The organism is Malikia spinosa, from assembly GCF_002980625.1.
GTDB lineage: Bacteria > Pseudomonadota > Gammaproteobacteria > Burkholderiales > Burkholderiaceae_C > Malikia > Malikia spinosa.
Genome location: NZ_PVLR01000035.1, coordinates 1 through 24,313 on the forward strand (window position 1 = coordinate 1; position 24,313 = coordinate 24,313).

A 24,313-nucleotide genomic window follows, 5' to 3' on the forward strand; every position below is an offset into this window, starting at 1 on the left:
CAGCCCCTGCTCGTAGGGATTGATATGTGTCACTGGTGTCTCCTCTCTGGTGTGCGGCAGGTGCCTGGTCAGGGGTTCCAGGCTGCATCACTCGTTATCATCGGTAACCTTCTTTGCACCAGTCTTCTTCAAATGTGACGAATGTTTGCAAGGCCCGCAGTGGGTACTGCCGCAATCCTAGAATCCGTCAAGATTGACCATGCCTGTGCGAGACACCATGGACGCAGAAGTCCAACATCACCATCCATTGCCCGCTGAGCCGCAGCGCTGCGAGGCCTTGCAGGCGGCGCTCGATCTGATCGACCAGGGCATCATCCTGGTCGACAAGGATCTGAAACTCGTGGCCTGGAACCGATGTTTCCTGCGCCTGTTCGATTTCCCGCCCGAGATGGCCTATCCGGGGGCGCCTGTCGAGAGCTTCATTCGCTACAACGCCCTGCGCGGCGAATACGGGCCCGGTGACCCGAAACAGCAGACGGCGGAGCGCGTCGCCGTGGCCAGAAGCTTCCAGGAATACGAGATCGAGCGCATCCGCCCCAACGGCACCGTGCTGAGTGTGCGCGGCCTGGCGGTCCCCGGCCGGGGCCTGATGACCTTCTATTCCGATGTCACCGAGGCCAGGCATCGGGAGGCGCTGATCCGCGAGCAGAACGCCTGGCTCGAAGCCCGGGTCGCCGAGCGCACCGCCGAACTGCTGCAGACCAACGCCCACCTGCGCCAGGCGCTCGAGCACAACGAGGCGATTGCGCTGTCGCTGGTGCGCAGCGAGGGCCGGATGCGGCTGATCACGGATTCGATTCCCGCGCTGCTGGCCTATTTCGGCCATGACCGCCACTACCATTACGTCAACCGCGGCTACCGCGACTGGTTCGGCATCGATCCGAGCAAGCCGGAAACGATCAAGGCCCGGGCTTTCCTGGGCGAGGACACCTATTCCCGGATCCGGCCCTATGTCATGCAGGCCATCAGGGGCAGCGCCGTCACCTTCGAGTACGAGGTGCAGACGGTGCACCGGGGGCTGCGGGTCGCGCGCACCAGCCTGATTCCCGAGACCAGCCCGCAGGGCGAGGTCGTCGGCTGCTTCGAGCTGACCTTCGATGTCACGGACGAACGGCTGGCGCATGACCGCATGGCCCAGGCGCAGAAGATGGAAGCGCTCGGATTGCTGACCGGCGGTCTGGCGCACGACTTCAACAATATCCTGGCCGTGGTCCAGGGCAACCTGACGGCGCTGGCTGAAATCCCGGCCCTGAGCCCCTACCTCAATGACTACCTGAAGCCGGCGCTCGACGCCGCGTTGCGCGGCTCCCACCTGATCCGGGGCCTGCTGTCCTTTGCGCGCAAGCATCCCCTGAGCAGCCGGGTCGAGGACCTCAACCTGTGCCTGGCCCGTACCGCGACCCTGTTGCGCGGCGTGCTGCCCGACAGCCTGAGCTTCGTCACCGAACCCTGGCCGCAGCCGCTTTTCGTCTGCCTCGACCCGAACCAGCTGCAGGATGCCCTGCTGAATCTGGCGCTCAATGCCCGCGACGCGACCGGTGGCAAGGGCCGGATCACGATCCGCTGCAGCCAGGTCACATTGGGACCGGAAGCCGCTGCCAAGCTCGACCTGGCCGCTGGCCAGTACGCCCGCATCAGCGTCGAGGATGACGGTTGCGGCATGGACCAGCTGACCATGGACCGTGTCTTCGAGCCCTTCTTCAGCACCAAGGCGCCGGGACAAGGCAGCGGCATGGGCATGGCCATGGTCTATGGCTTCGTTCAGCAGTCGGCCGGTGCGATCGAGTTGCGCAGTCAGGTCGAGCAGGGCACGACCGTTTCGCTGTTTTTCCCGCTGCCCGGCAGCGTGACCTTGCCGGCTGATCCGGTCGATGCCCCCTCGCTGGCGCCAGAGATTCCGTCCGAGGGCAGGCGTGGCCTGGCCCTGCTGGTCGAGGATGATCCCGGCCTGCGCCAGTTGCTGCGGCGCGAGTTGCTCGACATCGGCTTTTCGGTCATCGAGGCGGAAAACGGCGCCGAAGCCCTCGACCTGATCGACCACACCCAGGGCATCGAGCTCCTGCTGTCCGATGTCGTGATGCCCGGCTCGATCGATGGCCTGCAAGTCGTGGCCCATGCGCGCGCCAAGGGCTCGATCCCGCGCATCGTGCTGATGAGTGCCTTCGTGCCCAACCGCGCCGTGGCGGCAGAAGTGCCCTTCCTGCAAAAGCCGTTCTCGCGCGCCGAACTGCAGCTCGCCCTCTCGAGTGCCCGGCCATGACCGAAGTCACCGCCACCCCGAGGCCATGTGCCTCCAGCCCGCTGATCTTCGTGGTCGAGGACGATATTGGCGTGGCGCAACTGGTCGTCAGAATGCTGGAGTCGTTCCAGTTCCAGGTCCGGCGCTTTGGCGACGGCGGCTCGGTGCTGCACCATATCCGGGCCGAGCATCCGGCGCTGTGCGTTGTCGACCTCGGCCTGCCGGACATGGACGGCATCGAACTGGTGCGGCAGATCGGCCAGATCAGTTCATGCGGCGTGCTGATCCTGACCGGGCGCGACCATCCGGTGGACCGGGTGATGGGGCTGGAGCTCGGCGGGGATGACTACATCACCAAGCCGTTCGACCCGCGCGAGCTGGTGGCACGGGTGCGCAGCATCCTGCGCCGACGCCAGCCCCAGGACCCGGTGCCCGAGGCCCGGCAGCGCCGCTATGCCCGCTTCCTGGACTGGAGCTGGGATTGCGCTGCCAACACCTTGCGCGACCCTGCCGGCGAGGAGCATGTGCTGGGCAATGCCGAATCACGGGTGCTGAAAGCCTTCCTGGAGCGCCCGCACCAGATCCTCACGCGCGAGCAGTTGCTCGGTCAGCGCGACCTGTCCCCGATGGACCGCAGCATCGACGTGCGGATCTCGCGCATCCGGCGCAAGCTCGAACCCGATCCGCAAAACCCCAAGATCATCAAGACCGTCTACGGCGCCGGCTACATGTTCACGGCCGCCGTCATCTGGTCATGAGCTCACTCAATCCCCAACAAACATGAAGACACCTGCCACCTTGCTCGAACAATACGGCCCGCGCGAAGCGATGGAATACGACGTGGTGATCGTGGGCGCCGGCCCGGCCGGCCTGGCAACCGCGATCCGCCTGAAGCAACTCGCCGCCGAGAAGGGCAGCGAGGTCAACGTCTGCGTGCTCGAAAAAGGCTCCGAGCCCGGCGCCCATATTCTGTCGGGCGCCGTGATGGACCCACAGGCGATCACGGAACTGCTGCCCGACTGGAAGGCGCAGGGCGCGCCGTTGAACCAGCCGGTCACTGGCGACGAGGTGCTGTTCCTGTCTGAAACCGGCGTCAAGAAGACCCCTGACTGGCTGCTGCCCGACTGCTTCCACAACGACGGCAACTACGTGATCAGCCTCGGTGCGGTGACCAAGTGGCTCGGTGAGCAGGCCGAAGGCCTGGGGGTCGAGATCTTCCCGGGCTTTGCCGCGTCCGAAGTGCTGTTCAACGAGGACGGCAGCGTCAAGGGCGTCGCCACCGGCCACCAGGGCCTGGGCAAGGATGGCGAGCCGACCGACGCGTTCCAGATCGGCATGGAGCTGCACGCCAAGTACACCGTGTTCGCCGAAGGCGCACGCGGCCACCTGGGCAAGTCGCTGATTTCGCATTTCCAGCTCGACGCTGGCAAGGACCCGCAAACCTACGGCATCGGCATCAAGGAACTGTGGGAAATCCCAGCCGACAAGGCCAAGCCTGGCCTGGTGGTGCACACCGCCGGCTGGCCGCTCGATGGCCAGACCTACGGCGGCGGCTTCCTCTATCACTTGGAGGGCAACAAGGTCACGCTCGGCTTCGTGGTCGGACTCGACTACCAGAACCCCTGGCTCTCCCCGTTCGAGGAAATGCAGCGCTGGAAGACCCACCCTGCTATCCGCGCCCATCTGGAAGGCGGCAAGCGCATCGGCTACGGCGCGCGCGCCATCGTCGCTGGCGGCCTGCACTCGCTGCCGAAAACCGTGTTCCCGGGCGGCGCATTGGTCGGCTGCGACGCGGGCTACCTGAACGCCGCGCGCATCAAGGGCAGCCATGCCGCGATCAAGAGCGGCATGCTGTGCGCCGAGGCCGCGTTCGAAGCTGTTCAAGCAGGTCGCCAGAGCGACGAACTCGCTGCCTACCCGCAAGCCTTCGAGCAGAGCTGGCTGCACGCCGAGCTCGACCAGTCGCGCAACTTCAAGGCCTGGTTCAAGAAGGGCAACACCATGGGCGCGCTGATGACCGGCATCGAGCACTGGCTGCTGCCCAAGCTCGGCATGAAGCGCCCGCCGTGGAGCCTGCACCGTACGCACGCCGATCACACTTATCTCAAGCCCGCAGCCGAAAGCCCGAAGATCGAGTATCAAAAGCCCGACGGCAAGCTGACCTTCGACCGCCTGAGCAGCGTGTTTATCAGCAACACCAACCACGAGGAAAACCAGCCGGCACACCTGACCTTGAAGGACACCAGTGTGCCGGTCAACATCAACCTGGCCAGGTTCGCCGGTCCCGAGAGCCGCTACTGCCCGGCTGGTGTCTACGAGTTCATGAACAAGGACGGACAGGACCAGCTGGTGATCAACGCGCAGAACTGCGTGCACTGCAAGACCTGCGACATCAAGGACCCGACGCAGAACATCGTCTGGGTCACGCCCGAGGGCGGCGGCGGTCCTAACTACGCAGGCATGTGAATCGGCGGCGCGGTACAGCCCCGCTGTGCCAGCGTCCCCTGGTCTTCAGCCTGGCAGCAGCCGATTCAAGTCGATCAGCTGGCTCAGCGGCACGCCTTCGGGCGCCTCGTAATCCGCCATCACATATATCCGTTCGGCCTGACTGGCGCAGTCCAGCAGGCAGCGCGTGATGCAGCGCCTGGACGGCAGGTCGAGTGCCGCATAGGGCTGATCCAGCAAGGTCAGTGCGGCACCGGCCGCCAAGGCGGCAGCCAGCGCCACCTTGCGCCGGCTGCCGGTCGACAGCATGAACAGCGCCTTGTCCAGATGAGGCGTCAGTCCCAGTTCGGCCTGCAACTCGTCGAGCATGGCATCGTTCCAGCGTGGGTAGCGCCCGCGCAGCTGTTGCCAGTAAGCGCTCACGCTCATCTTGTCCTGCGAACGGTCGGCCGGATCGGCCCAGAACACCAGCCGTTCCAGCTCGGTGGTTGATACCGGTCTGGAATGCAACAGCCACTGCACCTGGCCGCTGCGTGGCTTGACCGTGCCTGAGAGCCAGCGCAGCAGATGGCTCATGTCGCTGTCCTCGTCGCTGCGGACCAGCGTGAGCCCGGGCCTGAGCTGCAGTCCGGTCAGACGCCGCGGCTCCGAGCCTGGACAGTCAAGGACCAGATCCTCGGCCAGCAGCAGGACCGGGTAGGGGGCTGAAATTGACGCCTCGGGCAGTGAAGACATGGGATTCGCAAACGGTGACATGCTGAAGCGCTCGATTGTCGACGATCGGGGCAGTCTGGCCGGACGTTCATCCTGGCGCCGCTGGCAAGACGGACTTCAGGCACAGTGCGATTGAATCGCTTACCCTTGAGGCAAACGGTCAGCCTGGATAGACGGTCCCAGGCGCGCTGCCGGTTTGGCTGGATGTCGCATGAAATCAAGACGCTGGATATATCGCTTTCTCGGGCTGGCCCTGGTGCTGGCCATGCTGCTTGCGGGCTGGATGGCTTGGCAGAGCAGGGGCGGCATGGCCCAGCTCCAAGGTGAGTCGATCGCTGGCTGGACCATCGATTCGGTGCAGGTGGAGTCGGTCGAGTCCGGCCGGCTCAGGTTCGATCAGCTGCAACTGAGCCAGGACGGGCAGGGTGGCTCGCGCATCGAGCTCGAGCTGCAAGGGGTGCAGGTCGACTTTTCGCTGTTCAAGCGCCATGTCGACCTGCTGCAGGTGCGCCAGGCCAAGGCGGTCTGGCGCGCTGGCCAGGCCAGCGACCCGCAGCCCTGGCCGCGACTGTTCGAGTCCCCGCTGCCATTGACCGAGCTCAGGATCGAGCGCCTGCAAGCCTCGGTCGAGCTCGGCCAGGGCAGGAGCTGGCAGATCGAGACGCCCTTGCAGTTGCAACAGCAAAGTGATGGCCGACTGCTGATGGCAGCGGAAATCGATCGGCAACCACTGCAACTGCTGGTCACCCCTGGAGCCGCAGTGAAAGCCGAGCTGCACTGGCCCTACAAGAGCGACCAGCCTGCTGTTGTCGATTTATATGTAACTTACGCAAAATTAAGCTCACCACTGAATCAAGTAACCAAAACAAAACCCAAAGTCGAAATACAGGGTAAGTTTCCGCTCAAGCTAGCGACACCGCTTGGCAAATGGCTGCTGCCAACTACCGAGCTACCGCGTGGCAATGGCATCCTGAACTTCAAGGCCTTGCTGGAACTTGGCCCCTACACAGGCCAATGGACATCGCTCGAGGCCCAACTGCAGGCCGACCAGGCCCAGCTGGAGTGGGGCGCTGCGAGCAATCCGACCCGCATTCAGCTGAACGGTCCGGCTTCGCTGCAGCTGCGTCCGGGAAAAACGGGCATCGAATGGTCGACCACCCTGCAACCGGCATTGAAATGGAAAATCAGCGCCGGGCGCGGACCCGCCTGGATGGCTGCCTCCACCTTGAAACAGGCCTGGCGCATTGCACCCGGACCGCAGCGCTACAGCGCCAGCCTGCCGTTCGAGCTGCAATTGAAGGGCAGGGAGGAGCCGTTGGCGCTCACGCTGGAGCGCTTGCAGCTTGATCTGGCGCGCAATGCCTCGCTGCGTTCCGCCAATGGACAGCTGCGCCTGGCGGCAACCCAACTGCATGCCGACTGGCCTGCCGCCGCGCTTGAGACCCAATGGCGCTTGCAGGACCAGAAGCTCGCCCTGACGGGACAGCTGTTGCTGCAAGGCCAGCCGCTGCTCCAGCTGGCCGGTGACTATGGGCTGACAAGTTCCTGCGGCCAGGGCAGGCTGGACTATGCGGGCTCGCTGGCCACGCTCGACCGGCTGCTGCAGCCGCGCCCGAAAAACCTGCAGCTACTGCGCATCAAGGCCGGCGCGGGATCGGGCTGGCTGGCCGGGCAGCTTTGCCTGCGCCCCGGCAAGGCCGTCGAGCCCGTGGTGACGGGGCAGTGGCAGCTGAAGCAGGCCGAAATCGGCTGGGACAAGGCGCTGGCCAAGGGGATCAATCTGGACCTGACACTCAAGGGAATGGCGCCGCTGGCAGGCAGCCTGGCGCTCAAGCTCGAAACGGCCAGCTTGGCCGCTGGTCTGGCACTGGCGCCAGCCAGCCTCGCGCTCGACTGGACAGATCGCCTGTTGCAGCTGCATCGGTTCGACGCCGGACTGCTGGACGGAAAACTGTCAGCCGCGGAAGTCGCTCTCAAGCTGCCTGCCAGTCCGGAACATATCTCGTGGCAGATCCCGCTCAATGTCAGCCAGATCGATCTGGAGCGCCTGTTGACCATCCTGGACGTGCCGGGGCTGTCGGGCAATGGCCGCCTGTCGGGTCAGTTGCCGCTGGTCTGGACTGCGGCCGGCGTCGAAATCCGCAACGGCCAGCTGTCGAGCCAGCAGGCCGGCCAACTGCGCTATGTCAGTACAGTGCCCGTCACCGACAACCCGGGCCTGCAGGCGCTGCGTGACTTCCGCTACAGCCAGTTCGGGCTTGATCTCGATTACCAGGCCGATGGCAAATATGCCGTGAACATGCGGCTCGACGGCAACAATCCCGAGTTCTACCGCGGGCACCCGATTGCCTTCAAGCTCAAGCTCGATGGCGCCTTGCCTGGCCTGTTCAAGGGCGCGCTGTTGTCGGGCGACTTCGATGCTTACATCCTGAAGCAGTTGCAGCAGGGCATTCCGGAGTAAGGTAGCGCCAGGATTGTCCGCGGCCCCCGCCGCTGGATCATGGAGGAGTCGATGCCACAACATTCACGCGTCATCGGGCTGCTGGGCCTGTCGGTCCTGCTGCTTGCTGCCTGTTCGCCCACGGTCAAGCTGCAGGCCCCCGACAAGCCGATCGAGATCAACATGACGGTCAACATCAAGCATGAAATCCTGCTCAAGGTCGAGAAGGAAGTGCAGCAGATGTTCCAGTCCGACAAGGGCCTGTTCTGATCCGGCCTGATGGCCCTTATGACAACGAGCAAGCACATGAAAAAAGCATTCAAGGCCGCCGTCCTGGGACTCGCGCTGCTGGTCGGCACAGCGCATGCGATCGAGCTGGCCGATGCCAAGTCGCAGGGCTGGCTCGGCGAGCAGCGCGATGGCTATCTGGGTCTGGTGCGCAGCGACGCGCCACCCGCGGTGCGCCAGTTGCTGGACCAGGTCAACCGCCAGCGCACGGCCCAGTTCGAGCAGATTGCCACCCGCAACGGCATATCGGTCAACGATGCCGCCGCCGTATTCGCGCGCGAGGCCTTGCAACGCACCCAGCCCGGCAACTACATCCAGGGCCAGGGCGGCTGGGTCAAGAAATAGTCAGTTGCCCTGCTTGAGGGCTTCCATCAAGGGGTCGGGGTCGCCGCCTTCGGCCAGATGGCTCTTGTACCAGACGGTCAGGATGGTGCTGACCACCGGTCCCGGGTTGGCCAGCACTTTGTCGAAGTCCAGCCCGTTGAGCTGGCAGACCTTCTTGACCAGGTCCATGTCGAGGTCGATCGCATCGTCGGCGCAACGGCGCAGCTTGAGGTCCTCGAAGATATGGCCGTCGGGCAACTTGAGCGTGAGAGGGTTGGGCAGGGCGCTGGCCATCGGAAGTCCTGTGTGAATCATGGAAGGTCGAAGACCCGGGATTTTCGCTCAACTCTGCCAGCCCGCGCGGGTGGGATAATCGCGCCGATCCTCGATCCTTTTACTGCCGCTCTACTGCCGCGTCACTCGCCTGGTCGCGGTCCACATGCCATGCCTGCGCTTTCGTCCGCCCATCTGCCGCCGCACAACGGTTCAGCGACTTCCATTGATGCAACCGACTGGCCCCAAGCGCGAGATCTAGGCTTCATGCGGCTGGCGCTCGACGCAGCGCGCCAGTCGGCGCAACAGGGCGAGGTGCCGGTCGGCGCGGTGCTGGTGCGCCAGGGCCGCGAAACCGATGCCGCGACTGCCAGCGAGCTGCTGGCCTGCAGCCACAACCAGCCGATTGGCCTGCACGACCCGACGGCGCACGCCGAGATGCTGGCCTTGCGCGAGGCGGCGCGCAAGCTGGGCAATTACAGGCTCGACGACTGCGAGCTCTATGTCACGCTGGAGCCCTGCGCCATGTGCGCACAGGCCATGCTGCATGCGCGCTTGAAGCGCGTGGTCTATGGTGCACGTGAGCCCAAGACCGGCGCGGCCGGTTCGGTGCTGGACCTGTTTGGCTACCGCGAGCTGAATCACCAGACCGAGGTGGTGGGCGGCGTGCTGGCCGAAGAATGCGGCGCGCTGATGCAGGAATTCTTTGCCAGTCGCCGCCGGCAGGCCAAACAGGCCGCGACGCCCTTGCGCGAGGACGCGCTGCGCACGCCCGAGCGGCGCTTCGCACCGGCCTGGCAGACCTGGCCGCAATTGCAGCCGGCGGCAAGCTTCGAGCAAGACCTGCCGGAACTGCAGGGCCTGCGCCTGCACGCGCTGGACCTGGGACCCAGGCCGGCTGAGAGCCACTGGCTGGCGCTGCACGGCCCTGACGCCTGGTGGCCGCAGCTGGCCGACTGGGCCCAGTTCCGTTGCGAGGCGGGAGAGCGCGTGCTGCTGCCCGACCTGATCGGCTTTGGCCAGAGCGACAAGCCGAAAAAGTCGGCCTGGCATCAGCTCGAGCAGCATCTGGCCCTGCTGCTGGCCTGGCTCGATTCGCGCGGCGTGCAGCAGTTCAACATCGCCTACGCGCCGGGGCAGCAGGTGCTGGCACAACGGCTGCGTGAGGCCGCGCCGCAGCGGGTCGGCCAGTTGCTGGCACTCGACGGTCCTGAGCTGGGCGCCTGGACGCCCGAGCTGGGGCAGGCGCCGTTTCCCGATGCCGGCCACCAGGCGGGACCACTGGCCTGGCGCGCCCATGGCTGGGATACCGGCTTGCCGCGCCCACTGGCCAGAAAAGACCGCCAGCCGCGCAGCCAGCGCCAGCCAGCCGCGCCGTCGCCCAAGGGGGCAAACCAGCCCCGATAATCAGCCCATGGCTCATATCTACATCTATTCACCGAGCGGCGCCGTGCGCGACAAGGCCGCCTTCCGTCGCGGCGTCAAACGCCTGCAGGCCCGCGGCCATGAGGTCGAGATCGATGCCGATGCGCTCAGCAGTCACCAGCGCTTTGCCGGCGACGATGATACCCGCCTGGCCGCGATTGGGCGCGCGGCTGCCAGCGGCGCGCAGGTCGCGCTGATCTCGCGCGGCGGCTATGGCCTGACTCGCCTGCTGCCACGTCTTCCCTTTGCCGAATTGCAGCAGGCGGTCGAGCGCGGCACCCAGTTCGTGGGCCTGAGCGACTTCACCGCGCTGCAGCTGGCGCTGCTGGCGCAAAACGGCACTCAGACCTGGGCTGGTCCCGCGTTGCTGGCCGACTTCGGCGTGCCGGAGGAACCCGACGAGATCATGCAGGACTGCTTCGACGACCTGCTGGTCGGCCAGGGCGAGGGCACGGGCTGGCGCCTGCCGCTGTCCGACCTGCGCGCCCACCCCGAGCTCAGCGGCGAGGAGGGCTGGGGCGTCGAGCAGGCCCAGCTCTGGGGCGGCAACCTGTCGGTGCTGGTCTCCTTGCTCGGCACGCCTTATTTTCCGCAGATCGAGGGCGGCATCCTGTTCCTGGAAGATGTGGCCGAGCATCCCTACCGCATCGAGCGCATGCTGACCCAGCTGCTGCATGCGGGCGTGCTGGGCCGGCAACAGGCGGTCTTGCTGGGCCAGTTCAACCGCTACCAGCTGGTGCCGCATGACAAGGGCTTCAAGTTGCAGAGTGTGGTCGACTGGCTGCGCAGCCAGCTGCCGGTTCCGGTACTGACCGGCCTGCCGTTCGGCCATGTGCCGACCAAGGTGCTGCTGCCGGTCGGTGCCCGGCTCGACCTGGCGGTCAGCGGGCGCGAAGCGATCCTGTTCTGGGATTGAGCGGCCTAAAGGCGTCGCTCTGGTCCGATTGAGCCAGGGCTCCCCGGCGCCGAAAAACAAAAAGGCTGCGCCCAAGCGCAGCCCCTTCGGAGGTCAAGCCTGGCCGGCTTGGCGTCAGTGCTGTCAGCCGCCCTTGGCTTGCTCGCAGCGCTTGGCGATATGCGCCAGCGCCTCCTCGACCTGGTCGATCAGGATCAGGCACAGGTCGCCGGGCTCGAGTCCGGCCAGCGCGGTGTCGATCGCGACGAATTCGCCCTGGATCTCCTGCACGCGCTGGGTGCGGGTAGCGCCCACCAGGCCTTCGCGCAGCAGCGCCAGCACCTCGCCATCGGCGCGGCCGCGCTGACAGGCATCCTGGTACAGGATGACCTCGTCGAACACCTGGCCCAGGATCTTGGTCTGGTCGCGGATGTCCTCGTCGCGCCGGTCGCCCGCGCCGCTGATCACGACCACGCGCTGCTTGGCCGGCATGTTCTTGACCGCATCGGACAAGGCCTGGATCGCGTCCGGGTTGTGGCCGTAGTCGGCGATCAGCGTCGCGCCCTGGTAGTCGAACAGGTTGAAGCGGCCCGGCACGGCCTGGGCGTCGCTGATGAAGGTCGCGAGGCTGGCCTTGATGTTGTCCCAGGGCAGGTTCAGCGCCCAGGCCGCACCGATGGCAGCCAGCGCGTTCTCGACCTGGAAGCGGATCGCGCCATTGGCGGTGATCGGCACCCCCGACAGCGGGATGCGCGTCTCCTGCCCGCCTGCGGAGGCGACGATGTCACCCTGGTCGACGAACAGCACCCGCTTGCCCAGGGCGCGATGGGTGGCGATCACCGGGTGGTGCGGGTCGTAGCCGAAGTAGGTGATCTGGCCCGGGCAATGGCGGGCCATCTTGACGACTTCGGGGTCGGTGCCGTTGAGCACGGCCATGCCGCCGGGCGCGACGTTGAGCACGATTACGCGCTTGAGCACGCGCAGGTCCTCGAGCGTGGTGATGAAGTTCAGCCCCAGGTGGTCGCCGCTGCCGACGTTGGTCACGACCGCGACCTGGCAGCGGTCATAGGCCAGGCCCTCACGCAGCAGGCCGCCGCGTGCGGTCTCGAACACGGCTGCATCGACATCGGGGTGCATCAGCACATTGCGGGCGCTGCGCGGGCCGCTGCAGTCGCCGCTGTCGGTCTGGCGACCATTGACGTAGACGCCGTCGGTGTTGGTCATGCCCACGCGCAGGCCGTTGCCCTTGAGCAGGTGCGAGGTCAGGCGCACGGTGGTGGTCTTGCCATTGGTGCCGGTGACCGCGATGATCGGAATCCGGCCGTCATCGCCATGCGGGTACATGTGCTGGATCACGGCCTCGCCTACATTGCGGCCCTTGCCGAAGCTCGGGCTCAGGTGCATGCGCAGACCCGGGGCGGCGTTGACCTCGACCACGCCGCCGGACTGCTGCTCGAGCGGCTCGATCACGTTCTGGCAGACAACGTCGACACCGCAGATGTCCAGGCCCACCATCTGGGCCGCGGCCACGGCGCGTGCGGCCACCTCGGGGTGGACTTCGTCGGTCACGTCGGTGGCGCTGCCGCCGGTCGAGAGGTTGGCGTTGTTGCGCAGCACGACGCGCTGGCCCAGCACCGGCACCGATTCGGGGGTCAGGTCCTGTTCGCGCAGGCGGTCGAGCGCAATGTCGTCGAGCCGGATCTTGGTCAGCGGCGTGGCATGGCCGTCGCCGCGCTTGGGGTCCTGGTTGACGATCTCGACCAGTTCGCGCACCGTGTGCGATCCGTCACCGATCACCAGCGGCGGATCGCGCCGCGCGGCGGCCACCAGCTTGTCACCGACCACCAGGAAGCGGTAGTCGATGCCGGGCAGGAAGCGCTCGACCAGGATTTCCTCGCGGTAATGGCGCGCATTGCGGTAGCCGGCCATGACCTGCTCGCGCGTCTCGACGTTGACGGTCACGCCCTTGCCTTGGTTGCCGTCTAGCGGCTTGACCACGACCGGTCCGCCGAGTTCCTGCGCCGCGGCCCAGGCGTCTTCCTCGTCCTTGACCGGGCGGCCCAGCGGCACCGGCACGCCAGCCGAGTGCAGCAGCTTCTTGGTCAGGTCCTTGTCCTGGGCGATGCCTTCGGCGATCGCGCTGGTGCGGTCGATCTCGGCGGCCTGGATGCGGCGTTGCTTGCTGCCCCAGCCAAACTGGACCAGGCTGCCCTGGGTCAGGCGGCGGTAGGGAATGCCGCGCGCGACTGCGGCGTCGACGATGGAGCCGGTCGAAGGACCGAGTCGCACGTCCTCGTCGGTCTCGCGCAGACGGGCGATGGCCTCGACCAGGTCGAACGGCTTTTCTTCCAGCGCGGCTTCGACCAGTTCGATCGCAAGATCAAGCGCCATGCGGCCGACCTTTTCCTCGGTGTATTCGACCACGATCTGGTAGACCCCAGGATCGGGCGCCTTCGAGGTGCGGCCGAAGCTGACCTTGCAGCCGGCCTCGGCCTGCAGCGCCAGCGTCGCGCGCTCGAGCACATGGGCCAGCGACAGCCGGACCTGGGCGCTGGGCTGCTGCAGGGCGCCGATCTGCGGGAAGCGCTGGCGCAGGTGCTCGACGAAGCCGGGCAGCTGGGACAGATCGCACTCCGCGGGCGTGAGCGTGATGACGGCCTCGATCGCGGTGTGGCGGGACCAGAGGTTGGGGCCGCGCAGGGCCCGGATGCGGGAAACTTCCATCTTGCTTGATCAACCAGAAAAGGTTTATTCGGCGGTCTCGACCCCGGCGCGAACCAGGGCCGGGTCCATCTCGAGCGCGAGCGCGGCGCCGACGGCGGCCAGCAGGGCGGGCAAGGGCAGGTGCTGCTGCAGCAGCCGCTCGACCACCGGATGGCGCAGGTCCATCACGGGGGTTTCGGTCTGGTGTCCGAGCAGCAGGATCTGCTGCTCGCGCACGACCAGAAAGCGGCCCGACTCCTGGGCGCAATGCTCGGCGCGCAGTTCGTGGTCGGCGTTCACGGTGTAGAACAGCACCGAGCCGTCGCAGAGCTCGGCCAGACCGGCGCAAGCCGCGTCGTCGGCGTTGAGCACGGCGCAGCCGGTCGGCAGCACGACGTCGATCTGGGTGCGCAGCACCGTACGCATCTGCTCGTGGCTGTGGATATGGTGGTCCTCCAGCCCGACGGGCTCGGGCAGGCCGGTCACGACGCCGACCTGGCAGCGGTCGTAGGCCAGGCCGTTCTCGAGGATGCTGCGCGGCGAACTCTCGATCACCGCCGCCGTGGTGGTGCGGTTCATCAGGATGCGCTGGCCGGACTCCCATTCACCCGGGGAGGCGGTCTCGATCTTGTCCATCTGCAGGTACATGCCGGCATTGCAGGCCAGGCCGGTGATGTAGCCGGCGCGGTACAGCAGCCAGCCGGTCAGCATCGCGACCGCCGTGGTGTGCTCGACGCCGCTGATGCCGACCACCGGGATGCGGCCGCTGTTGTCCGGTCCCATCAGGTGCTCGACGATGGCCTCGCCGACCGGGCGCGGTTGGCCGACGGCAGGCTCGAGGTGCATCAGCAGGCCGGGGCCGGCATTGACCTCGATGATGGCGCCGCCCTGGGACTCGAGCGGACGCGAGATGTCGGTCGCGACCACGTCGACGCCGGCGATGTCGAGGCCGACGATGCGCGCGGCCAGCGCGGCCAGTTCGGCCACCGAGGGGTGAACCAGGTCGGTGATGTCCTGGCTCAGCACGCCGTTGCGCTCGAGCAGGATCTTGCGCCCGGCCTCGGGCACCGAGTCGGGCTCCAGCTCCTGGCGCTTGAGCTCGAGCATGACCTTGCCGTTTTGCGGCAGCAGGATCGGGTTCAGCGGGAAATGCTCCTCGACACCGCGGCGCGGGTCGGAGTTGATCTGGGCCTCGACCAGCTGTGCCACCGTCGACTGGCCGTCGGCCGTGATGTAGGACAGCTCGCCGCGCACGGCAGCGACCAGCTTGTTGCCGACGATCAGCAGGCGGTGCTCCTCGCCCTGGACCATGCGCTCGACCATGACGTAGGAGCTGACCTTGGCCGCGATCTCGTAGGCGGCCATGACCTGCTCACGGGTGTGCAGGTTCAGCACCACGCCGCGGCCGCGGTTGGCGTCCGACGGCTTGACGACCACCGGAAAACCGATGTCCTGCGCCGCTTCCCAGGCTTCCTCGGCGTTGTCGACCTCCTGGCCTTCGGGCGTCGGCACGCCGCAGGACTTGAGCAGCTCCTTGGTCAGTTCCTTGTCCTTGGAGATGCCTTCGGCGATCGCGCTGGTGCGGTCGGTCTCGGCGGTCCAGATCCGGCGCTGCTTGGCGCCGTAGCCGAGCTGGACCAGGTTGCCGTCGTCAATCAGGCGGATATGCGGAATCTTGCGCTGGGTGGCGGCCTCGACGATGGCGCGCGTGCTCGGGCCCATGGCATGGAGCTCGATCAACGTCTTGAGCTGCTGCACGCAGGCCGCAACGTCAAAGGGTTCGTCGTTGATCGCGGCCATCACGAGGTCGCGCGCATCGGTCAGGGCCCGGATGCCGACTTGCTTCTGGCCGGTGCGCACCACCACCTTGTAGACGCCGCGCTGGTCGGTCGAGCGCGCCTTGCCGAAGGCCGATGGCAGTCCGGCCAGGTTCTGCAGCTCGATCGAGACATGCTCCATGATGTGGCCGGGCCAGGTGCCGTCGCGCAGGCGCTCGACGAAGCCGCCGCGATAACCCAAGCCGCAGTGATGCTCATGCAGTCCTGGCAGCCAGGCCAGCAGCCGGTCAGTGAAGCCGGGCAGGATATGGGAGGGGCAGTCCTCGAGCGCGCCGATGTCGATCAGGACCTCGACCGCCTGGTGGTAGGTCCAGATGCTGGGGCCGCGCAAATGGTTGATGCGCAGCAGCTGTATAGGTTGGTGCTTCATGTCGGGCGTGCTGGGCGCGAGGTCGGATCGGGGGACGGAAAGTGACACCGGATGACCTCGTCGAGCGGTTCTGGGTGGGCAGGAATGCGGTAGTGGCTCAGCTTTACAATCTGAACAAACTGAATCAGGATGGCTACCGGGACAGTACTGGAGCACCGACCTCCTGGCCAGCCTGCTGCTGGCGATTTTCTACTTACTTGACGCCTTTCGCGTCAAGCCATCCAAAATAATTTGCAACATGTCGTCACTCAAAGAACTGGCTGAATTGCCGTCGGGATTCCCGGCGGCCTGGCGCTTGGCCGTCGCTGGCAGGCTGGGCGGCTCGCCGGTCCAGGCCTGGCTGGAGCTCGACCTCGACGCGCAGTTGCGTTTCGGTGCCGGCTTGCTGGTGGTCACGGCCGATCAGCTCTGGGCCTTCGAGGGTGGCCCCGACCAGCCCAGCCTGCGCAACTGGGCGCTGGACCAGGAGCTCAAGCTGCTGTGCAGCGACCACAACGGCGTCGGTCTGCTGGAGCTGGTGCAGGGCGGCGAGCGCATCGGCGCCTGGCGCTACACGCTGGGCGGCCATGTGCAGGCCAATCGGCTGCTCGAGCAGTTCGAGGCCAGGCGCGAATTCCTGCTGCATGGCAAGCCGCTGCAGCTGGCGCCCTTGAGCCTGTGCCCGCAATGCCAGTCGCCGCTCGACCCCGAACTCGACGAGTGCGAGGTCTGTGCCCGGGTGATCCACACGCCACCGTCGACCTGGACCCTGTTGCGGCTGTGGCGCTTCGCCCATCCCTACCGCTGGCAGCTGCTGAGCGGCTTTTTGCTGACGCTGGCTGCGACCGCCGCCACCCTGGTGCCGCCCTATCTGACCATGCCGCTGATGGACCGGGTGCTGATTCCCTACCAGAACGGGCAGCCGATCGATACCGTGCTGGTGGGCTGGCTGCTCGGCGGCCTGTTCGGCTCGGCGCTGCTGGCCTGGGCGCTGGGCTGGATCAAGACCTATATCCTGGCGCTGGTGTCCGAGCGCATCGGCGCCGACCTGCGCACCACCACCTACGAGCACCTGCTCAAGCTCTCGCTCGAATACTTCGGTGGCCGCCGGACCGGTGACCTGATGGCGCGCATCGGCAACGAGACCGACCGCATCAACGTCTTCCTGTCGCTGCACCTGCTGGACTTCGCGACCGACGTGCTGATGATCCTGATGACGGCCGGCATCCTGTTCTCGATCAACCCGACGCTGGCGCTGGCGACCCTGCTGCCGCTGCCCTTCATCGGCTGGCTGATCCATGCCGTGCGCGACCGCCTGCGCACCGGCTTCGAGAAGATCGACCGGGTCTGGTCCGAGGTCACCAGCGTGCTGGCCGACACGATTCCGGGCATCCGGGTCGTCAAGGCCTTTGCCCAGGAGGACCGGGAGGCGCAGCGCTTCCGCGACGCCAACCGCTACAACCTCGAGGTCAACGACCGGCTGAACCGCCTGTGGTCGCTGTTTTCTCCGACCGTCTCGCTGCTGACCGAGATCGGCCTGCTGATGGTCTGGGGTTTCGGCATCTGGCTGGTGTCCAAGGACAGCATCTCGGTCGGTGTGCTGACGGCCTTCATCGCCTACATCGGCCGCTTCTACACAAGACTCGACTCGATGAGCCGGATCGTCTCGGTGACGCAGAAGGCGGCCTCCGGCGCCAAGCGGATCTTCGACATCCTGGATCATGTCTCGAGCGTGCCCGAGCCGGCCCAGCCGGTGGTGCTGCCCAAGATGCGCGGCAAGATCGAGATCCGTGGCGCGGGTTTCCGCTATGGCAACCGCGCGGTGATCCGTGACCTCGACCTGACCCTCAACGAGGGCGAGATGGTGGGCCTGGTCGGCCACAGCGGCTCTGGCAAGAGCACGCTGGTCAACCTGATCTGCCGCTTCTACGACCTGGCCGAGGGCGCGATCCTGGTCGACGGCACCGACATCCGCCAGATGGGCATTGCCGACTACCGGCGCCATATCGGCCTGGTGCTGCAGGAGCCCTTCCTGTTCTTCGGCACCATCGCCGAGAACATCGCCTACGGCAAGCCCGACGCGACGCGCGAGGAAATCGTCGCGGCCGCGCGCGCGGCACATGCGCATGACTTCATCCTGCGTCTGCCGCTGGGCTACGACTCGCTGGTCGGCGAACGCGGTCAGGGCCTGTCGGGCGGCGAGCGCCAGCGGATCTCGATCGCGCGTGCGCTGCTGATCGACCCGCGCATCCTGATCCTCGACGAGGCGACCTCGGCCGTCGATACCGAGACCGAAAAGGAAATCCAGAAGGCGCTCGACAACCTGGTCAAGGGCCGCACCACGATCGCGATCGCGCACCGCCTGTCCACCCTGCGCAAGGCCGATCGCCTGGTCGTGATGGACAAGGGCCTCAAGGTCGAGGAGGGTTCGCACGACGAGCTGATCGCGCGCGAAGGCGCTTATTTCCGCCTCTACCAGGCGCAGCAGCGCCAGGCCGAGGCCAACCGCGACCTGCTGCCCGAGGAATGAACACCATGCACAACTTGCGCATCGAACGCAACCCGCTGGGCCGACTCAAGGTCCAGACCCCCGACGGCGCTGTCCACGAGCCGGTCACGGCCGTGCGCGCCTTCCCGATCCAGACGCCGGCGGCCAATATCTCGCTGGTCGGCCCCAGCGGCCACGAAGTGGCCTGGATCGCCGACCTGGCCGGATTGCCGCCCGAGCAGCGCGCGCTGCTCGAACAGGAACTGCACCAGCGCGAGTTCATGCCGCTGATCCAGCGCCTGGTCGCGGTCAGCTCGTTCGCGACTCCGAGCACCTGGACCGTCGATACCGATCGCGGCCGCTGCCAGTTCGTGCTCAAGGGCGAGGAGGACCTGCGCCGCCTCAATCCGACCACCTTGCTGGTGCACGACAGCCATGGCGTGCAGTTCATGATCCGCGACCCGCTGTCGCTCGACAAGGCCAGCCGCAAGCTGCTCGACCGCTTCCTGTGATGGCTCGCTGATTCATGCATCACCCCAATCCCCGCGCCTTGCTCAAGCCCGCGATGCGCGGCGTGCTCGACCGCATCGCGCGGGCGCAGCGCATGCCGCTGCATCTGCTGACGCCCGAACAGGCCAAGACCTTCTACGAGGCCGGCGCCAGCGTGCTCGACCTGCCGCCGCACAAGCTCAAACGGGTCGAGCAGCTCAGCGTGCCGATGCGCGACGGCACCCAGGTCGCAGCCCGGCTCTATGCGCCCGCGCTGCCTGATGAAGCGCCTGGCCTGCCGGTGCTGCTTTATCTGCATGGCGGTGGCTTCACGGTCGGCAGCCTCAACACCCACGACAGCCTGTGCCGGCATCTGTCGCACCTGGCGCATTGCGCGGTGCTCTCGCTCGACTACCGGCTGGCCCCTGAGCACCGCTTCCCGACCGCGGTCGATGACTGCTGGGACGGTCTGGTCTGGCTGCGCGAGCAGGCGGCCGGACTCGGGCTGGACCCGGACCGGATCGCCGTCGGCGGCGACAGCGCGGGCGGCACGCTGAGCCTGGTGACCGCGATCCAGGCGCGTGACGCCGGCATCGGGCTGGCCCTGCAGTTGCTGTTCTACCCGGGTTGCGCGGCGCGTGCCGATACCCCTTCGCACAAGACCTTTGCGCACGGCTTTTTGCTTGAGGCTGAGGCGATCGACTGGTTCTTCGGCCATTACCTCGGCCGCGACGAGGAGCACGAGGACTGGCGCTTTGCCCCGCTGCTGGCGCATGACCTCGGCGGCGTCGCGCCGGCCTGGTTCGGCCTGGCCGAATGCGATCCGCTGGTTGACGAGGGCGTGCTGATGGCGGACCGGCTGCGCATGAGCGGGGTGCCGGTCGAGCTCGAGATCTACCGCGGCATGGTGCACGACTTCATCAAGATGGGACGCGCCATTCCCGACGCGCTGACCGCACACCAGGACGCGGCCAGGGCGCTGCGCCAGGCGTTCGGGCTGGCGCCGTTGGCCTGAAAGATCGGCAGCAGGCCTTCCTCGTGGCCGATGCGGTGAGTGCCTGGAACGCGCAAGACCACGAGGCTTACAAGTTTTCCCGTGAAAACTTACAATGTCGGGTTGTCCCGGACCCAGGCCCGCCATGAACGCCCCCATCGATGTCTCCTTCTTTCCGCGCGCCGCCAAGCCGCTGACCAGCTATCGGCCCTATTGGGCCAAGCGTTTCGGCACCGCGCCCTTCCTGCCGATGAGCCGGACCGAGATGGATCAGCTCGGCTGGGACAGCTGCGACATCATCCTGGTGACGGGTGATGCCTATGTCGACCACCCGAGCTTCGGCATGGCAGTGATCGGCCGCGTGCTCGAAGCGCAGGGCTTTCGGGTCGGCATCATCGCCCAGCCCGACTGGCAAAGCGCCGAGCCGTTCAAGGTGCTGGGCAAGCCCAACCTGTTCTGGGGCGTGACCGCGGGCAACATGGACTCGATGATCAACCGCTACACGGCGGACCGCAAGATCCGCAGTGATGACGCCTACACCCCGGGCGATGTCGGCGGCAAGCGGCCCGACCGTGCCGCCATCGTCTACAGCCAGCGCTGCCGCGAGGCCTACAAGGACGTGCCGATCGTGCTCGGGGGCATCGAGGGCTCGCTGCGCCGGATCGCGCATTACGACTACTGGACCGAGACGGTGCGCCGCTCGATCGTGGTCGACAGCAAATGCGACATCCTGCTCTATGGCAACGCCGAGCGTGCGCTGGTCGAGGTCGCGCACCGGATCGCACGCAAGGAACCGGTCGAGCAGATCACCGATGTGCGCGGCACTGCTTTCGTGCGCAAGCAGTCGGGTGAGGGCTGGTTCGAGCTCGATTCGACCGAGGTCGACCTGCCGGGCCGGGTTGACGCCCACCTGAACCCCTACCTGATGGTGTCCGAGCAGGCCAAGGCCCAGGGCCAGAGCTGCGCGCGCGACGACGAGGCCCAGGATCAGGCCGCAGCACAGAACGCGGCCCGCGCCGGCGACGCGGCCGGCGCGAAAACGGCTGGCGCCGCCACCGGCGCCAGCCAGGGCGCGGCGATCCAGCCGCTGACCTTCATGGCCAATCCGGCGCTGCCAGCCAAGGGCAAGCCGGCGCGCGATCGCACCGTGGTGCGGCTGCCGAGCTTCGAGGCGGTCAAGGCCGACCCGGTGCTCTACGCGCATGCCAACCGCGTGCTGCACCTGGAGACCAACCCCGGCAACGCGCGCGCGCTGGTGCAAGCCCATGGCACCGGTACGGCAGCGCGCGATGTCTGGATCAACCCGCCGCCGATCCCGCTGACCACGGCCGAGATGGACTATGTGTTCGATCTGCCGTATGCGCGCAGCCCGCACCCGGCCTATGCCGACGAGAACGGCAGCCATGACGGCGCGACCAAGATCCCAGCCTGGGAGATGATCCGCTTCTCGATCAACATCATGCGCGGCTGCTTTGGCGGCTGCACCTTCTGCTCGATCACCGAGCACGAGGGCCGCATCATCCAGAGCCGCTCCGAGGAGTCGATCATCCAGGAGGTCGAGGACATCCGCGACAAGGTCAAGGGCTTCACCGGCGTGATCTCGGACCTGGGCGGGCCGACCGCGAACATGTACCGCCTGGGCTGCCGCAGCCCCGAGATCGAGGCCGCTTGCCGCAAGCCCAGCTGCGTCTATCCGGGCATCTGCCAGAACCTGACCACCAACCACGACCCGCTGATCCAGATCTACCGCCGTGCGCGCAGCCTGCGCGGCATCAAGAAGATCCTGATCGGCTCGGGCCTGCGCTACGACCTGGCGGTCAAGAGCCCCGAGTACGTCAAGGAGCTGGTCCAGCACCATGTCGGCGGCTACCTGAAGATCGCGCCCGAGCACACCGAGGGCGGCCCGCTGTCGAAGATGATGAAGCCCGGCATCGGCACCTACGACCGCTTCAAGCAGCTGTTCGACCAGTTCAGTGCCGAGGCCGGCAAGAAGCAGTTCCTGATTCCGTACTTCATCGCTGCCCACCCGGGCACCAGCGACGAGGACATGATGAACCTGGCGATCTGGCTCAAGAAGAACGGTTTTCGTGCCGACCAGGTCCAGACTTTCTACCCGAGCCCGATGGCGACCGCGACCGCGATGTACCACAGCGGCCTCAACACGCTCAAGGGCATCCACCGCGACGAGCGTGGCGAAAAGGTCGATGTCGTGCGCGGCGACCGCCGCCGCCGCCTGCACAAGGCCTTCCTGCGCTACCACGACCCGAAGAACTGGCCGTTGCTGCGCGAGGCCTTGAAGACCATGGGCCGTGCCGACCTGATCGGCAACGGCAAGCAGCACCTGATCCCGACCTTCCAGCCGCTGACCGATGACGGCTACCAGAGCGCGCGGCGCAGCAACAGCACGCCAGCGGGCAAGAGTGCCGGCCCGGCCCGCTCGGTGCAGGGCGGAGCACCGGCCAAGGCAGCCAAGCCCGGCGCCAGCCAGGGCCAGGCAACGGGGACTTCGCGCCCGGTGCGCGGTCAGATCCTGACCCAGCACACCGGCTTGCCGCCGCGTGCGGGCACGGCGGCCGGCAAGCCGCGCGCCGGCAGCAAGCCGGCGGTCCAGTCCGCAGGCAGGAAGCGCTGAGCCATGACCTGGTTGGTTTTATTCGTAGCCGGTCTGTTGGAAGTCGCCTGGGCCATCGGGCTGAAGTACACCGAAGGGTTCACCCGCTTCTGGCCGACTGTCGGCACGGTCGCGGCGATGGTCGCCAGCATCGGCTTGCTCGGCCTGGCGATGCGGACCTTGCCGGTGGGTACCGCCTATGCGGTCTGGACCGGCATCGGAGCGGTCGGCACTGTCTTGTTCGGGATCATCCTGTTCGGCGAGCCCGCCACCGTGGCCCGGCTGGTTTGTGTCGGCCTCATCCTGGCGGGAATCGTGGGCCTGAAGCTGACGGCCTGATCGGCCAGATCCAGATCAAGTGCCTCACTGATGAATCAGTGAACACCATGCAAGAAGGGCGCCCCTCGGGGCGCCCTTCTTGTGTCAGCCCATGCGGCTGGATGCCGCCATGGTGATCAGGAGCGGGACTTCAGCAGGCCGTTGCGGCTGAAGTCGAGCGGCAGGCCGACATAGTTTTCGGCGATGCTGGTCAGGCCGGCTTCCGAGTTCATCAGGTAGTCGAGCTCGGCGTTCTGGAACTTGCTGCTGATCTCGCTGTCCTCGGGGAAGCGGTGCATCAGCTGGGTGAACCACCAGCTGAAACGCTCGGCGCGCCAGATGCGGGCCAGCGCCAGCTCGGAGTAGCGGTCGATGCCGGCTTCCGAGCCGTCCTTGTAATACTCGACCAGACCGTCGAACAGGTACTTGACGTCGGTCGCGGCCAGGTTCAGGCCCTTGGCACCGGTCGGCGGCACGATATGGCCCGCGTCGCCGGCCAGGAACATGCGGCCAAAGCGCAGCGGCTCGGTCACGAAGCTGCGCAGCGGGGCGATGCTCTTCTCGATGCTGGGGCCGGTCACGAGGTTGGCGGCGGCTTCGGGGTCCAGGCGCAGCTTGAGCTCCTGCCAGAAGGCCTCGTCGGTCCATTCCTCGATCTTGTCGGTCAGCGGCACCTGCAGGTAGTAGCGGCTGCGGGTCTGGCTGCGCTGCGAGCACAGCGCGAAGCCGCGCGGGCTGTTGACGTAGATCAGTTCATGGTGCACCGGCGGCGTGTCCGACAGCAGGCCCAGCCAGCCGAAGGGATAGACCTTCTCGAATTCCTTGATCGCGTTGCGCGGCGCGCTGGCGCGGCAGACGCCGTGAAAACCGTCGCAGCCGGCGATGAAGTCGCACTGGATCTCGTGGCTCTGACCGTCCTTGTCGTAGGTCACGCGCGGGTTCTTGCTGTCGAAGTCGTGCACCTGGACATTGGACGCTTCGTAGATGGTGGTCAGGCCGGCGGCGCTGCGGGCATCCATCAGGTCGCGGGTGACTTCGGTCTGGCCGTAGACCATGACCTTCTTGCCGTCGGTCCACTTGGCGAGGTCGACGCGCTTGCGCTGGCCCTGGTACAGCATGTCGAAGCCTTCATGCACCAGGCCTTCGGCGTGCATGCGCTGGCTGACGCCGGCTTCTTCCATCAGGTCGATCGTGACCTGCTCGAGCACGCCGGCACGGATGCGGCCGAGCACGTAGTCCGGGGTCTGGCGCTCGACGATGACGGCGTCGATGCCGGCCTTGGCGAGCAGTTGGCCGAGCAGCAGGCCGGAGGGGCCGGCGCCGACGATGGCGACTTGGGTGCGCATGGTTTGTCTCCTGTGGGGTGTTGCAGCGATGGGCCAAGTTTGCGGCTTGTTGCCGCATCGGCTAAGCCCTGCACGGCGGCTTTTGCGCGATCAGTGGAATGGTTGTGCGATGATCGCGCAATTAATGACCGAAT

At 66.5% G+C, this 24,313-nt stretch carries 18 protein-coding genes; 13 read left to right on the plus strand and 5 right to left on the minus strand.

The annotated features are described in order from the left end of the window. Positions 1-217 precede the first annotated feature (217 nt). Genes C6P61_RS11920 through C6P61_RS11930 form a run of 3 tightly spaced genes read left to right on the plus strand, consistent with a single transcriptional unit; the run spans position 218 to position 4,705 of the window. Entirely contained in the window at positions 218-2,260 is a 2,043-nt protein-coding gene (locus C6P61_RS11920; protein WP_105730155.1) for a PAS-domain containing protein, read from the plus strand. Further along, positions 2,257-2,997: a response regulator transcription factor gene (locus C6P61_RS11925; RefSeq protein ID WP_105730156.1), complete on the plus strand. Its 741-nt coding sequence runs from the start codon at positions 2,257-2,259 to the stop codon at positions 2,995-2,997. Before C6P61_RS11920 ends, C6P61_RS11925 begins: the two co-directional genes overlap by 4 nt. Before the next feature lie 22 nt (positions 2,998-3,019). Then, positions 3,020-4,705: an electron transfer flavoprotein-ubiquinone oxidoreductase gene (locus C6P61_RS11930; RefSeq protein WP_105730157.1), complete on the plus strand. Its 1,686-nt coding sequence runs from the start codon at positions 3,020-3,022 to the stop codon at positions 4,703-4,705. A gap of 45 nt (positions 4,706-4,750) precedes the next feature. Here the strand turns inward: C6P61_RS11930 and C6P61_RS11935 are convergent, their stop codons facing one another. Further along, positions 4,751-5,419: an ATP-binding cassette domain-containing protein gene (locus C6P61_RS11935; RefSeq protein WP_170067383.1), complete on the minus strand. Its 669-nt coding sequence runs from the start codon at positions 5,417-5,419 to the stop codon at positions 4,751-4,753. 190 nt (positions 5,420-5,609) lie between these two features. On the opposite strand from C6P61_RS11935, the gene C6P61_RS11940 reads away from it, so the two are divergent. The 3 genes from C6P61_RS11940 to C6P61_RS11950 are packed head-to-tail and all read left to right on the plus strand — an operon-like array spanning position 5,610 to position 8,471. Further along, positions 5,610-7,859, plus strand: a complete 2,250-nt coding sequence (locus tag C6P61_RS11940; RefSeq protein WP_105730159.1) for an intermembrane phospholipid transport protein YdbH family protein — start codon at positions 5,610-5,612, stop codon at positions 7,857-7,859. 51 nt (positions 7,860-7,910) lie between these two features. Further along, entirely contained in the window at positions 7,911-8,108 is a 198-nt protein-coding gene (locus C6P61_RS11945; RefSeq protein ID WP_105730178.1) for a YnbE family lipoprotein, read from the plus strand. 36 nt (positions 8,109-8,144) lie between these two features. Then, entirely contained in the window at positions 8,145-8,471 is a 327-nt protein-coding gene (locus tag C6P61_RS11950) for a YdbL family probable chaperone protein (RefSeq protein WP_105730160.1), read from the plus strand. Here the strand turns inward: C6P61_RS11950 and C6P61_RS11955 are convergent, their stop codons facing one another. After that, a complete protein-coding gene (locus tag C6P61_RS11955) occupies positions 8,472-8,744 on the minus strand; it encodes a hypothetical protein (protein WP_105730161.1) in 273 nt (90 codons plus the stop codon). It lies immediately after the preceding gene. 246 nt (positions 8,745-8,990) lie between these two features. On the opposite strand from C6P61_RS11955, the gene tadA reads away from it, so the two are divergent. Together tadA and C6P61_RS11965 are read left to right on the plus strand one after the other, a co-directional pair. Continuing rightward, positions 8,991-10,130 carry a tRNA adenosine(34) deaminase TadA gene (gene tadA, locus C6P61_RS11960; protein ID WP_244908905.1) on the plus strand — a complete coding sequence of 380 codons (1,140 nt, stop codon included), beginning with the start codon at positions 8,991-8,993 and terminating at the stop codon, positions 10,128-10,130. Positions 10,131-10,137: 7 nt separating this feature from the next. After that, positions 10,138-11,064: an LD-carboxypeptidase gene (locus tag C6P61_RS11965; protein ID WP_105730163.1), complete on the plus strand. Its 927-nt coding sequence runs from the start codon at positions 10,138-10,140 to the stop codon at positions 11,062-11,064. A gap of 123 nt (positions 11,065-11,187) precedes the next feature. On the opposite strand, the gene cphA is transcribed toward C6P61_RS11965, so the two are convergent. After that, the gene (cphA, locus tag C6P61_RS11970) at positions 11,188-13,767 is read right to left on the minus strand and encodes a cyanophycin synthetase (RefSeq protein WP_105730164.1); all 2,580 of its coding nucleotides are present in this window, start codon (positions 13,765-13,767) and stop codon (positions 11,188-11,190) included. A gap of 24 nt (positions 13,768-13,791) precedes the next feature. After that, on the minus strand, positions 13,792-16,002 hold the full coding sequence (locus tag C6P61_RS11975) for a cyanophycin synthetase (protein ID WP_342352625.1): 2,211 nt from the start codon (positions 16,000-16,002) through the stop codon (positions 13,792-13,794). A gap of 190 nt (positions 16,003-16,192) precedes the next feature. Between C6P61_RS11975 and C6P61_RS11980 the strand changes: the two genes are divergently transcribed. From C6P61_RS11980 to sugE, 5 genes are all read left to right on the plus strand, one after another. Further along, on the plus strand, positions 16,193-18,463 hold the full coding sequence (locus tag C6P61_RS11980; protein ID WP_105730166.1) for a cyanophycin metabolism-associated ABC transporter: 2,271 nt from the start codon (positions 16,193-16,195) through the stop codon (positions 18,461-18,463). Positions 18,464-18,468: 5 nt separating this feature from the next. Then, on the plus strand, positions 18,469-18,933 hold the full coding sequence (locus C6P61_RS11985; RefSeq protein WP_170067384.1) for a cyanophycin metabolism-associated DUF1854 family protein: 465 nt from the start codon (positions 18,469-18,471) through the stop codon (positions 18,931-18,933). A 14-nt stretch (positions 18,934-18,947) separates the two neighbouring features. Then, positions 18,948-19,925 carry an alpha/beta hydrolase gene (locus C6P61_RS11990; protein ID WP_244908906.1) on the plus strand — a complete coding sequence of 326 codons (978 nt, stop codon included), beginning with the start codon at positions 18,948-18,950 and terminating at the stop codon, positions 19,923-19,925. A 124-nt stretch (positions 19,926-20,049) separates the two neighbouring features. Further along, on the plus strand, positions 20,050-22,536 hold the full coding sequence (locus tag C6P61_RS11995) for a YgiQ family radical SAM protein (RefSeq protein WP_105730168.1): 2,487 nt from the start codon (positions 20,050-20,052) through the stop codon (positions 22,534-22,536). A gap of 3 nt (positions 22,537-22,539) precedes the next feature. Continuing rightward, the gene (gene sugE, locus C6P61_RS12000) at positions 22,540-22,854 is read left to right on the plus strand and encodes a quaternary ammonium compound efflux SMR transporter SugE (RefSeq protein WP_105730169.1); all 315 of its coding nucleotides are present in this window, start codon (positions 22,540-22,542) and stop codon (positions 22,852-22,854) included. Positions 22,855-22,970: 116 nt separating this feature from the next. On the opposite strand, the gene pobA is transcribed toward sugE, so the two are convergent. Continuing rightward, positions 22,971-24,179: a 4-hydroxybenzoate 3-monooxygenase gene (pobA, locus tag C6P61_RS12005; RefSeq protein ID WP_105730170.1), complete on the minus strand. Its 1,209-nt coding sequence runs from the start codon at positions 24,177-24,179 to the stop codon at positions 22,971-22,973. Positions 24,180-24,313: the final 134 nt, after the last annotated feature.